We start from the raw sequence: 12,334 nt of genomic DNA on the forward strand, positions 1-12,334 counted from the left end.
AGGGCCTCTTTCCAACGCGCAGCGAGGCCACCATGAAACGACTGAACAGCAAGAGCGGCTGCGCCGTGGAGGTGACGCTGTCCGTCATGGGCGGAACGTGGAAACCCGTCATCCTGTTCCATCTGCTGCCTGGCAAAAAGCGCTTTGGCGAGCTGGGGCGCAGCATTGGCGGTATCACCCAGCGCATGCTGACGCTGCAGCTGCGCGAGCTGGAAGAGGCCGGCATTGTGGAGCGCACCGTCTATGCCGAAGTGCCGCCGCGCGTGGACTATGAGCTGACGGAGCTGGGCCGCAGCCTGCAGCCGGTGCTGATTGCCATGCGCAACTGGGGCCAGGAGTACAGCCAGCGTTTTGACGCAGCCGGGCCCCTGCATGACGATGCAGAGGCATCAGCTCCTCGCGCCCCAGATATTGCACAAAAAGTGGCTTAGGCCATTGATAGGCAAGCGCTAACAGCTATCAAATTCAAACAATCACCCACAAAAAAGCCCGCAGGCTAGAGCAGCTTGCGGGCTTTTTTCGGGTCAGCAGAGCTTACTTGCCGGCTGTCAGCTGGGTGTAGCTGGTGATCAGGTTGCGGTAGTCAGGAATGTGGTTGGAGAACAGAGTGCCCAGACCTTCGATGTCATTGCGCCAGTCGCGGTGCAGTTCGCAGGCGGCGCCGAACCATGTCAGCAGCTGAGCGCCGGCTTGTTCCATGCGGCTCCAGGCGGCCTTCTGGGTCATTTCGTTGAAGGTGCCGGATGCATCGGTAATCACAAACACGTCATAGCCTTCTTCCAGTGCCGACAGCACGGGGAAAGACACGCACACCTCAGTCACCACGCCAGCCACGATCAACTGCTTCTTGCCGGTGGCCTTCACAGCCTTGACGAAGTCTTCGTTGTCCCAGGCGTTGATCTGGCCAGGGCGGGCAATGTAAGGAGCGTTGGGGTGCTTTTCCTTCAGTTCAGGGACCAGAGGGCCGTTAGGGCCGGTCTCAAAGCTGGTGGTCAGGATGGTCGGCAGCTTGAAGTACTCACACATATCCGACAGGGCCAGCACGTTGTTCTTGAACTTGTCTGGATCGATATCGCGCACCAGAGACAGCAGGCCCGTCTGGTGGTCCACCAGCAGCACTGCGACGTCATTCTTGTCCAGACGAACGTAAGGCTTCTTGCTCATAGAGGTCTCCTAAGTGGGATAGGTTGGAAAAACACACAAGATGCCGTGATCAGCCAGCAGGCTGGCCACAGCGAGGCTGGCACTGGGCTATTAATGGTTGGTAGCAGCGCTGGTGCGCTCGGCAGCAGGAATACGTCCGAAGCGGCCGCTGCGGAAGTCGTCCATGGCCTGAGCAATTTCTTCATCGCTGTTCATCACGAACGGACCGTAACCCACCACCGGTTCGTTGATCGGCTCACCCGACAACCACAGCAGAGTGACGTCGTTGTTCGCTTCAAATTGCACGGTGTCATCAGCAGGGTCGAGATGCACCAGCTGACCGGCGCGCGCCACTTCCTTGCCGTTGATGAGCACGGTGCCATGCTGGACGACCAGCGCCAGCGTGTGGCCGGGCTGGGCCTTGAATTCAGCCTTGGCACCGGCTTTCAGCCGCACATCCCAGACATTGATGGGCGTGAAGGTGCGTGCCGGGCCATGGGCTCCGGCGTAGTCACCGGCGATCACGCGCAGCGAGCCCGCGCCATCAGGCAGTTCAACCTGGGGAATGTCGGCATTAAGCAGGGTCTGGTAGCCAGGGGAGGACATTTTGTCCTTGGCAGGCAGGTTGACCCAGAGCTGTACCATTTCCATGGGGCCGCCGGTCTTGGCAAAGGCGTCGGAGTGGAACTCTTCGTGCAGGATGCCTGCACCAGCCGTCATCCACTGCACATCGCCAGGGCCGATGGTGCCGCCCGCGCCGGTGGAGTCGCGATGGGCCAGTTCACCCTCGTAAACGATGGTCACGGTTTCAAAGCCACGGTGAGGATGGGTGCCCACGCCACGACGCTCGGTGGTGGGCGGAAAGTCTTCTGGAGCCGCGTGGTCCAGCAGCAAAAAGGGACTGAGCGCCCGACCGTGATCACCATAGCTGAACAGCGAGCGGACATGGAATCCATTGCCGACCCAGTGGGGGCGAGGTGCTTCGTAAACACCCAGAATCTTTTTCAGCACGGCATTCTCCTTTGCACGACCGACAGAGCGCATATTAGGCAGCAATAAGTCAATCACTTCTAAAGACCGTCAACCGATAGGCATTAACGATCAATCAAACATGGCGCAAAGTATAAATTCAGAACAAAGAAGGCAAAAGTCAACAATATTCCCATTCACAGTTCTATTTTTAGAACAATGATCGGATGAATATAAAAATTTGACGGGTTGCGCTATCCGAATAGTGCTGACAGCGACTTCGCTGCATTCGGGAGAAAGGTATTCGCTGCTGGTAATTCGCAGCAGCGGCGCGAAAAGCAGAAAAGGCGGTATCGCTTTATTAACAAGCGAGGACAGCGATTAATCTTGATCAATCAGGCCAGTGCCATCTGAATATCGGCAGCCAGTTTCTCGGGCTTGTCCTGGGGGGCATAACGGCGAATCACCTGACCGTCACGGCCCACCAAAAATTTGGTGAAGTTCCATTTAATGGACTTGGTGCCCAGCACGCCCGGAGCCTGCGCCGTAAGCCAGCGGTACAGCGGGTGCGCGCCGTCACCGTTGACGTCGATCTTATGCATGAGAGGAAAGCTGACACCGAAGTTCAGCTCGCAGAAGCTGGCGATTTCATCGTCCGTGCCTTTCTCCTGCGCGCCAAACTGGTTGCAAGGGAAGCCCAGTACCACCAGCCCCTGATCGCCGTATTGCTCATGCAAGGCCTGCAGGCCTTTGTACTGGGGCGTGAAACCGCAGGCGCTGGCGGTGTTCACAATCAACAGCGCCTTGCCCTTGTACTGTGACAAGGGCACGCTGCGGCCCTGAATGTCAGTGGCTTCAAAGTCGTAGAGGCTGTGGGCGGTGTTGCTCATACTGGGGCTCCTGTCGCTGCGGCGATGTGAAGGACCAAGCTTAATGCAGCCGGTATTGGTTCTCACAGCCAGAAACAACCCTGTCTGCGCAGGCTCGGCAGACAATACCGGGGCTGCGACCATAGAAAAACCGATCACCGCAAGCAGAGCGCCTGTTTTTTGGGCATTCTTCGCAGTCTTGCCTTCTTGCGGCCCTTGGCGGGCCACCATGCAACGTGCGTTTGTCCTTGAACGAATTAAAAGAAAAATGGGTTCCACGTGTCTCGGCACTGTGGTCGCGCGCTCGTGCTTCTGCGCTGGGTCAGCGCATTGAGGCCCTGCCCTGGTGGCGTCGCTGGCCCACGCGGCGTGAGTGGCTGCGATTGGCGGTGGCGCTGCCGGTGCTGTTCATCATCTATGTGCTGCTGCTGATTCCGTTCACGCCCAGCATCAGCGATATCCGCAAGGCCAAGCTCGATCAGCCGGCTCAAATCTTGAGCGCAGACGGCAAGCTGCTGGGCGAGTTCAAGCGCAGCAACCGTCAGTGGGTGCCGCTGGAGCAGATCTCGCCCGCCGTGGTGAAGGCGCTGGTCGCCACAGAAGACCATCGCTTTTATGAGCACCATGGCATGGACTTCACCCGCACAGCGGGATCCGTCATTCATACGCTCAATGGCAATCCACAGGGTGGCTCCACCATCACGCAGCAGCTGGCGCGCAACCTCTACCCCACAGAGATCGGCCGCGCGCGCAACATCAACCGCAAATTGAAGGAAGCCATCACGGCCTTCAAGATCGAGGCGCTCTACACCAAGGACGAGATTCTCGAGACCTATCTCAACACCGTGCCCTTTCTCTACAACGCCTACGGCATAGAGATGGCGGCGCGCACATATTTCGACAAACCCGCCGCCAAGCTGACGGTGCTGGAAAGCGCCACGCTGGTGGGCATGCTCAAGGGCAATGCCTACTACAACCCCGTCATCAACCCGGACCGGGCCATTGCCCGGCGCAACACCGTACTGAGCCAGATGGTCAAGCGCGGCGAGCTGAAAGACGATGAGTTTGAGCGCCTGAAAAAGCGCCCCATGCGGCTGGACTTCGAGCGCCAGGAAGAGCCCACCGGCATGGCACCGCATTTTTCTCAGCAGCTGCGCAAATGGCTGATCGCGTGGGCAGACAAGCACGACTACAACATCTACACCGATGGTCTGGTGGTGCGCACCACGCTGGATTCGCGCCTGCAGAACTGGGCGCAACAGGCGGTGAACCGCCAGATGAACACACTGCAAGGCATTGCCAACACCAACTGGAGCCACCGCGATGGCTGGAGCACCGACAACCCGCTGGTGCTGCAACTGGTGCGCGAGACGGACGCCTTCCGCAAGCTCGCCAGGACGGGAAAGCCTTCGGACATCAGCGAAGAAGAGGCGCTCAAGAAACTACTGGCCGACAAGGCCTTCATGAAGCAGCTGCGCGAGGACAAGACCCGCGTGCAGGCGGGTTTTCTGGCCATGGACCCGCGTACATCCGCCGTGCTGGCCTGGGTGGGTAGCCGCGACTATGCGCTGGATGCGTTTGACCATGTGGCGCAGGCCCGCCGTCAACCCGGCTCCACCTTCAAGCCCTTTGTGTATGGCGCAGCCCTGCAGCAAGGTGCCAAGCCGAGCGACACGCGCAAGGATGAGGAAGTGGAGATCAAGCTGCCCGGCGGCGAGGTCTGGCGCCCCAGCGATGCCGTGGCCCCCACCGGCATGCCCATCACGCTGACCGATGCGCTGGCCTACTCCAAGAACACCATCACCGCCGAGCTGGGGCAAGAAGTGGGCATGGACCGCGTGATCAAGCTGGCCCGGGCGCTTGGCGTGCGCCAGAGCCCGCTGGAGGCCGTGCCCTCGCTGGCGCTGGGCTCCAGCCCCGTGACGCTGCTGGAGATGGTCAACGCCTACGGCAGCATTGCCAACTCGGGCCGCTACACGCCTCCGCAACTGGTCACGCGCATCGAGAATGCCGACGGCGAGCTGCTGGCCGAATTCACCCCGCCCAAGCCCGACCCGGTCTGGGACGAGGAAGAGAACTACGGTCTGCTGGAGATGATGCGCGCCGTCATCGACAAGGGCACGGGTCGCGCCATTCGCAAGCAATACGGCATTCGCGCCGATGTGGCGGGCAAGACCGGCACCACGCAGGGCAATGCGGACGGCTGGTTCATCCTCATGCACCCACAGATCGTGACTGGCGCATGGGCGGGCTTCAATGACTCGCGCATCACCCTCAAGAGCGATCAGTGGGGTCAAGGCTCACGCAGCGCCCTGCCCATGGTGGGAGACTTCATGTCCCGCGCGCTGCGCAGCCCCATGCTCAATGTCAAGGCCCACTTTACGGAGCCCAACACCACACACTGGTGGAGCGATCTGGTGAGCCGCCTGCGCGATAAGGTGCAGCAGTGGAACAGTAGTGATGAAGAGGTCAGCGACAAACCTGCGCGCACGTCGCCAGCCGCGCCTTCTGCCCCTGCACCTCAAAGCAAGGGCAGCGATGCCGACATCATCGAGAGCACGCCTGCGGCGCCACCCTCTGCCAACTCGTCCTCCAACCCGCCAGCCAGCCCTGATCGCAGTGGCCAGTCGCCCGATCTGGACAGCAGCCCGGGACTGGCACCCAGCGATGCATTGCCTGCCCCTACCCCAGCGCCTGCTCAGCCCACCGCGCCAGCCAGATTTCCTGCACCTTCCAGCTGGAGCGATATAGGCACGGCGCTGCCGCCTGCTGCGCCGCTGAATACCCCCGCCGATTCCCGGTAGGTACGGCCTTTCAGCCACATACGCTACTGGGCTGTCGAATAGCTGGTCCAATTGACGTCTGACATCCGCCAGGTTGCCTCTCACCCAGAGGCCCCCTGGCGGATTTGTTTTCGCTCAACATAAAACTCATATGTTGATAGCGCAAAGCGCCTATCCGGAGCCGACATGACCGCCAATACGCCAACCCTCGTCACCTTTGCCATCTACCTGCTGGGCATGCTGTTCATCGGCTGGGCAGGCTACAAAGCCACGACCAATCTGTCTGACTACATTCTGGGCGGGCGCAGTCTGGGCCCGGTGGTCACCGCCTTGTCGGCGGGCGCATCGGACATGAGCGGCTGGCTGCTCATGGGTCTGCCCGGTGCGGTGTTTACCCAAGGGCTGTCCGCTTCGTGGATTGCCATTGGCCTGTGCATTGGCGCATGGTTCAACTGGCGCTTTGTGGCGGCGCGTCTGCGCGTCTATACCGAGAAGGTGGGCAATGCGCTAACGCTGCCCGATTACTTCACCAACCGTTTTGAAGACCAAAGCAGTCTGCTGCGCATCGTGACCGCACTGGTGATTCTGGTGTTCTTCACCATCTACTGCGCCTCGGGCGTGGTGGCCGGTGCCCGCCTGTTTGAGAGCATGTTCGGCATGAGCTACCAGACCGCCCTGTGGGTGGGTGCCGTCGCCACCATGGCCTATGTGTTCATCGGCGGCTTTCTGGCCGTGAGCTGGACAGACACCATTCAGGCCGCGCTGATGATTACAGCGCTGATTCTGGCCCCGCTGATGGTGATCTACTCCGACGGCGGCATTGGCCCCAGCACCGCCATCATTGAAACCGCACGCAGCGGCGCTTTTGACATGTTCCAGGGCCATGGCGCGATTGCCATCCTCTCGCTGCTGGCATGGGGTCTGGGCTATTTCGGTCAGCCCCATATTCTGGTGCGTTTCATGGCGGCCGAGTCGCTCAAGACCATCCCCAGCGCCCGCCGCATCGGCATGACGTGGATGGTGCTGTGCCTTGGCGGTGCCGTGGCCGTGGGCTTTTTCGGCATTGCCTTCTTTGCCAGCCGCCCTGATCTGGCCGCCGGCGTGAATGCCAACAGCGAAAACGTGTTCCTTGAAGTCACCAAACTCCTGTTCAATCCATGGATTGCTGGCGTGCTGCTGGCCGCCGTGCTGGCTGCCGTGATGAGCACCCTGTCTTGCCAGTTGCTGGTGTGCTCCAGCGCGCTCACACAAGACATCTACAAAACCTTTTTGAACAAGAAGGCCAGCCAGAAGCAACTGGTCTGGTTTGGCCGCGCCATGGTGTTTGCCATTGCCTTGATTGCCATCGTCATCGCCCAGGACCCCGACGCCAAGGTGCTGGGCATGGTCAGCAACGCCTGGGCGGGCTTTGGTGCGGCCTTTGGCCCGCTGGTACTGATCTCGCTGCTTTGGGGGCGCATGACGCGCAATGGCGCTCTGGCCGGCATGATCGTCGGCGCGGTCACGGTGCTGATCTGGCAGCACTTTCAGTGGTTCAAACTCTATGAAATCGTTCCTGGTTTTGCGTTGTCTGCTATCGTAATCATAGTATTCAGCCTACTGGACAAGGCGCCTTCTGCCAGCATCGCTGCCAAACACAAAGAGGTAGAGGCCGAGATCGCCGCCCACGGCGAATAAGCGCTTTCAAGATCCGAAAAAGCCCTGCATGGCCCGTGCTTGCAGGGCTTTTTCCTAGGGTGGGCAATCAGAAGACACTCATGTATCGACAGCCAACCGCCACTCTTGTACTGCATAAAAAACAGGCACACCTTGCAATTTTGATGCCTATCCGTCACACTTGCGGGTCGAAATTTCAGGCATTACCTGAGATTCTGAAAGGTTTAGTGAATGCTCAAGGCCGCTGCAGCCAAGGTGTATCAGACGGGTTTAGCGTTGATGTTGGGTGCCGCTTTTGCGCTTGCATCCCCCTCGGCGTTGGCGCGCAAAGCGCCTGAGGTCAGCACCACCGCCCCCGGGTTTGAAACGATTACGCTGGCCGATTTGCCACGCGATGGCCGCACCACCTATGGTCGCATTCTGCAGGGTGGCCCCTTCAGCAGCGACAAAGATGGCTCGGTCTTCGGCAACCGCGAACGCATACTGCCGCGCCAGTCAAGGGGCTACTACCGCGAGTACACGGTACGAACTCCCGGTGCCAGAAACCGCGGCGCGCGGCGCATCGTCTGCGGAGGGCTGCAGCCCCAGTTGCCCGATGCCTGTTTCTATACAGGCGACCACTACAACAGCTTTCAGCAGATCGTCCAATGAACCTTGAAGACGGCCTGCGAGCCTTTCCCCCTCCGGCTTTTGCCCTTTTGAATTCCGCAGCCGTGGTTTGCGCAGATCACCTACAGATCTGTCAGTACCGCTGCTGCCACCAGTATTGATGTTTTTAGAAAGAATCACGGAGATGGACACGCCACTTCGTAAGCCGTCGGATACCCCTTTGCGCAATGTTCGCTCGAACATTGTTCAATCCATTCGCGCCTATCGCATCCCTGATTTACAAGCCGCTGCAGAGACTTTGGGCGCTCACTTTCTCTATGCCAATCTTGCGCATGCGCAGACCAAGGCAGATATCTTCGAGCTGCTGGCTACTCAGTTCTTCCTGCCTGCCCATTTCGGCAAGAACTGGGATGCGCTGTATGACTGCATGACCGACCCGATTCATAAATCCGGCCCACAGCCCGGCTTTATCGTGGTGCTCGATCAAATTCCCACTACGCCCAAGTTCGACAAGGAAGTGCGCGAACAGTTGCTGGATGTGTTCCGTGACACGGCGGAGTTCTGGGCCGAGCGCAAGGTGAGTTTCCGCTGCTTCTACTCGTTCCTGTAAGTAGCCTGGGTCTAAATATCCATGACAAAACGCCCGCATCGATTGCGGGCGTTTTTGATTCCAGCGTCAAAAGGCGTCAGGCTGAGCGAGCCTTCCCTCCGCTCTGGACTGCATCCATTTGCCCGTCAAAAGCACCAGCAGCGCGCCCGTAGCGGCGGCGGCGTAGGTCATCCAGGGGTTACTGTGGACTAGGCCCTCCAGCAGATGGTCGCTGGTAATGGTTTCACCGGCCACCCAGCCAATCAGCGCTGCACCCAGAGTCACGATGACAGGGAAGCGCTCCATGAGCCTGATCATCAGCGTGGAGCCAAAGATCACCAAGGGAATGCTGATAGCCAAACCCAGAATCAGCAGCAGCAGATTGCCGCCCGCCGCTGCCGCCACCGCAATGACGTTGTCCAGGCTCATCACCAAGTCCGCCAGCAGGATGGTGCGAACTGCGGCCATCATTCCCGGCTTGGCTACATGGCCTGAGCTCGTTTCTGCGTCTTCGCTCTTGAGCAAACTCACACCAATCCACAGCAGCAGCAAACCTCCAATGACCTCCACAAACGGCAGTTGCATCAGCTTGGCCGCAACCACGGTCAGCGCGATGCGCAGGACCACTGCCGCCCCTGAGCCCAGCATGACGGCTTTTTTCTGTTGTTCAGCAGGTAGCCCTCGCGCAGCCAAGGCGATGACCACCGCGTTGTCACCCGAGAGAATGATGTTGATCCAGACGATTTTGAACAGGCCGATCCAGAAGTCGGCGCCAAGCAAAGCATCCATGGGGAGAAATTCCTAATTTCTATATCTTGGCCACTTTGAACAGGAAAATGCCCGGCATTCAACAGCCAGGTGCCAGTAGCCATACGTGAAAGTTTAGTCACCCGGTATCAAAATGAGCGGTCGGCGTATTGCTTCTTGCATCATGGGAATTTCAGGCTTGTGAAACACTTCAGGCGTTTTAAGCGCAGGAAGCGCGTCGAACTTTTGAAATTACCAGTTTTCAGTGATTCCCAGAATTCCAGATATAGGTAACAGTTCGCCTCATAAATATAAAGATGGATTCCTTCATGGCCGAGAGCTTTCCCATTCCCACTGAATCCACCCTCCCCAGCCCCTTGATCGTGGTGGAGGACGAGCCCCTCATCCGCAACCGGCTGGAGAGCATTTTGCGCAGCCTGGGCTATGACAATGAAGCGCTGATTTTTACCGCCAGCCTGGCACAGGCGCGCGCGCAACTGGCAGAGCATCCGGTGGCCATGGCGCTTGTCGATCTGGGCCTGCCCGATGGCAACGGTATTGAGCTGATCCGCCAGCTGCGCGCCGCTGACCCCAGCATGGGCATTCTGGTCATCTCTGCCTGGAGTACGGAAGACGCCATTCTCTCGGCCCTGCGCGCAGGGGCCAACGGCTATGTGCTCAAGGAGCGCGATGACTTAGAGGTCATGCTCTCCATCCGCAGCGTGCTGCGCGGCGGCGCACCGATCGACCCCTTCATTGCGCGGCGCATCATTGCTGAGCTGCAGGCCCCCGCTTCCACCGAAGCGCAAAAAGACGTGCCGCCCGAAGCCGTGCTCAGCTCGCGGGAAATTCAGATTCTCAAGCTGGTGGCCGACGGCATGACCAACCGCGAAATTGCCGAAACGCTGTTCCTGTCGCGTTACACGGTGGAATGCCATGTGAAGAATATTTACCGCAAGCTTGCCGTTCCCTCACGCACCAAGGCCATCAGCGAAGCAAGAGCTCGCGGTTTGCTGAGTTAAGGCCACCGCCCTCACATGCTTCGCCTGCTACTTGCACTCATGCTGGGACTGAGCCATTGCATGGCATGGGCACAAGACGCAACGCCACCGAGCCTGTTTTGCGAACCCAAAATCGTGGCTCGGCAATCCGCCAAGGCCTTGCAAGAGGGACCGCCACCCAGTGCAGCCACATTGCAATGGACGGATGTGGGGTTTCTGGATGACTGGAACCAGCGCTGGCCCGGTTATGACGGCGCAGCCTGGTACCGCGTGGACTGGGAAAGCCCCTGCGGGCGCGATCAGCCCGTAGCACTGGCCATCATCAACATGACGCTGGCAGGCGAGGTCTTCGTCAACTCAGAGCTGATCTGGCGCGACAAGTCTCTGGTAGAGCCGCTGAGCCGTAGCTGGAACATGCCTCGCTACTGGCTACTGCCCAAGGCTCTGCTCAAAGAGCAAGGGAATAGTATTTGGGTGCGCATTCACGGCATCAGCTCGCAGACGCCGGGGCTGAGTCGGCTGCGCATCGGCCCTCCGGAAGAACTCAAGGAGTGGACGACTTCTGCCACCTGGAATCTGCGCACCATCTACCTGATCTGCCTCACGGTCTGCACCGTGCTGTCCCTGCTCTTTGCCTTTGCCTGGTTTTATAACCGCAACCAGAAAGTCTATGGCTGGTATTCGCTCAACCTGTTGTGCTGGGCGCTGATGCTGTGCAACATCTTGATGACCGAGCCCTGGATTTTTCCCAGCTCACAGGCTATTGCCCGCGCCAATCTACTGACATTCATCGCTTTTACCTACACCTTCTGCCTTTTTACGCTGCGTTTTGGCGAGCTGCGACTGCCGCGGGTCGAGCGACTACTGGCAGGTTTCTGCAGCTTTTCCGCCTTGCTGATTCTGCTACTGCCCCATGATCAAATGGCCAAAGCCAGCCTCGTCTGGCTTGTGATGTTCGGTATATGCGCTCTGGTCATCCTGCTATTTCCCTTGCGGGCCATGCAGACGCGCGCACCCATGCACATCATCTTCAGCGCCTGCTTTTTGCTCTATCTGCTCATCGGTCTGCATGACGTTTTGCTGCTGCACAAAGCGCTGGAACACAACCGCCCGCTGATCCCCTACACCACCTTGCTGAACATGCTGGTGCTGGCCTGGGTGCTGGGGCGGCAGATCATGCTCAATATGCGCCGCATCGAGCGCTTCAACCATGAACTGAGCATTACTGTCACGCAGGCCTGCGACGACCTGAGCCAGACGCTGGAGCGCGAACACATGCTGGCACTCAGCCATTCCCGCCTGCAAGAAAGGCTGACCATCTCGCAAGACCTGCACGACAGTCTGGGCGGCTCTCTGGTGCGCTCTATTGCCCTCGTGGAGCAAACCAGCACGCCCCTGCCCAACAAACAGGTGCTGTCCATGCTCAAGCTCATGCGCGATGACCTGCGCCAACTGATTGATGCAGGCACCAGCGCTACCATTCAGGTGCCCGAAACACCGACGCAATGGCTTGCACCGCTGCGCCACCGCTTTGCGCGCCTGTTTGAAGAGCTGGACATTCAGGTGAAATGGGAGCTTCCCACGCACTGGAGCCATACGCCCAGTCCCATTCAATGCCTTACGTTGACCCGCGTGCTGGAAGAAGCCCTGATCAATGTCATCAAGCACAGCCATGCCAGCAAAGTCCAGATACGCTTGGATATTCCTGCCTCACAAGTACTGCAGTTACAGATCGTGGACAACGGCGTGGGCTTTGATGTGCACAGCATACAGATCAACAGCATGGGAGTGGGCATGCGCAGCATGCTGGCGCGGCTGGAGCGTTTGCAGGGCACACTGGATGTGCAATCCAGCCCCGGTGGCACCGAACTCAGGGCTCACCTGCCGCTGCACAGCAAGGTGGTGACTCCTATCACTGCGCCACAGACACCCTCGACACCGGAATCTGTCTGGTCACTGCGCTAAGCT

General features: G+C 59.1%; 11 protein-coding genes. 7 read left to right on the plus strand and 4 right to left on the minus strand.

What is annotated here, in order from left to right:
- Window positions 1-32 precede the first annotated feature (32 nt).
- On the plus strand, window positions 33-431 hold the full coding sequence (locus HF327_RS00465) for a winged helix-turn-helix transcriptional regulator (RefSeq protein WP_169106371.1): 399 nt from the start codon (window positions 33-35) through the stop codon (window positions 429-431).
- A gap of 103 nt (window positions 432-534) precedes the next feature.
- On the opposite strand, the gene ycaC is transcribed toward HF327_RS00465, so the two are convergent.
- The 3 genes from ycaC to HF327_RS00480 form a co-directional block, all read right to left on the minus strand.
- Entirely contained in the window at window positions 535-1,164 is a 630-nt protein-coding gene (gene ycaC, locus HF327_RS00470) for an isochorismate family cysteine hydrolase YcaC (RefSeq protein ID WP_169106372.1), read from the minus strand.
- A gap of 90 nt (window positions 1,165-1,254) precedes the next feature.
- Window positions 1,255-2,151, minus strand: coding sequence for a pirin family protein (locus HF327_RS00475; protein ID WP_198460381.1), 897 nt, complete (start codon window positions 2,149-2,151; stop codon window positions 1,255-1,257).
- Between the two features lie 356 nt (window positions 2,152-2,507).
- A complete protein-coding gene (locus HF327_RS00480; RefSeq protein WP_169106374.1) occupies window positions 2,508-3,002 on the minus strand; it encodes a glutathione peroxidase in 495 nt (164 codons plus the stop codon).
- A 221-nt stretch (window positions 3,003-3,223) separates the two neighbouring features.
- Here HF327_RS00480 and HF327_RS00485 point away from each other — a divergent pair, with 221 nt between their 5' ends.
- The 4 genes from HF327_RS00485 (at window position 3,224) to HF327_RS00500 (ending at window position 8,639) form a co-directional block, all read left to right on the plus strand.
- The gene (locus HF327_RS00485) at window positions 3,224-5,785 is read left to right on the plus strand and encodes a penicillin-binding protein 1A (RefSeq protein ID WP_169106375.1); all 2,562 of its coding nucleotides are present in this window, start codon (window positions 3,224-3,226) and stop codon (window positions 5,783-5,785) included.
- 165 nt (window positions 5,786-5,950) lie between these two features.
- Complete coding sequence (gene putP / locus HF327_RS00490) at window positions 5,951-7,441, plus strand: sodium/proline symporter PutP (RefSeq protein WP_169106376.1); 1,491 nt, start codon at window positions 5,951-5,953, stop codon at window positions 7,439-7,441.
- A 210-nt stretch (window positions 7,442-7,651) separates the two neighbouring features.
- Window positions 7,652-8,071, plus strand: coding sequence for a ribonuclease domain-containing protein (locus tag HF327_RS00495; protein WP_169106377.1), 420 nt, complete (start codon window positions 7,652-7,654; stop codon window positions 8,069-8,071).
- 142 nt (window positions 8,072-8,213) lie between these two features.
- Window positions 8,214-8,639, plus strand: coding sequence for a barstar family protein (locus HF327_RS00500; protein WP_169106378.1), 426 nt, complete (start codon window positions 8,214-8,216; stop codon window positions 8,637-8,639).
- A gap of 66 nt (window positions 8,640-8,705) precedes the next feature.
- On the opposite strand, the gene HF327_RS00505 is transcribed toward HF327_RS00500, so the two are convergent.
- Window positions 8,706-9,407: a TerC family protein gene (locus HF327_RS00505; protein WP_169106379.1), complete on the minus strand. Its 702-nt coding sequence runs from the start codon at window positions 9,405-9,407 to the stop codon at window positions 8,706-8,708.
- A 287-nt stretch (window positions 9,408-9,694) separates the two neighbouring features.
- Between HF327_RS00505 and HF327_RS00510 the strand changes: the two genes are divergently transcribed.
- Complete coding sequence (locus tag HF327_RS00510) at window positions 9,695-10,387, plus strand: response regulator transcription factor (protein WP_169106380.1); 693 nt, start codon at window positions 9,695-9,697, stop codon at window positions 10,385-10,387.
- A gap of 60 nt (window positions 10,388-10,447) precedes the next feature.
- On the plus strand, window positions 10,448-12,331 hold the full coding sequence (locus HF327_RS00515; protein ID WP_169106381.1) for a sensor histidine kinase: 1,884 nt from the start codon (window positions 10,448-10,450) through the stop codon (window positions 12,329-12,331).
- The last annotated feature ends 3 nt before the right edge of the window (window positions 12,332-12,334 follow it).

The sequence above is a fragment of the Comamonas suwonensis genome (assembly GCF_012844455.2).
GTDB lineage: Bacteria > Pseudomonadota > Gammaproteobacteria > Burkholderiales > Burkholderiaceae_C > Comamonas > Comamonas suwonensis.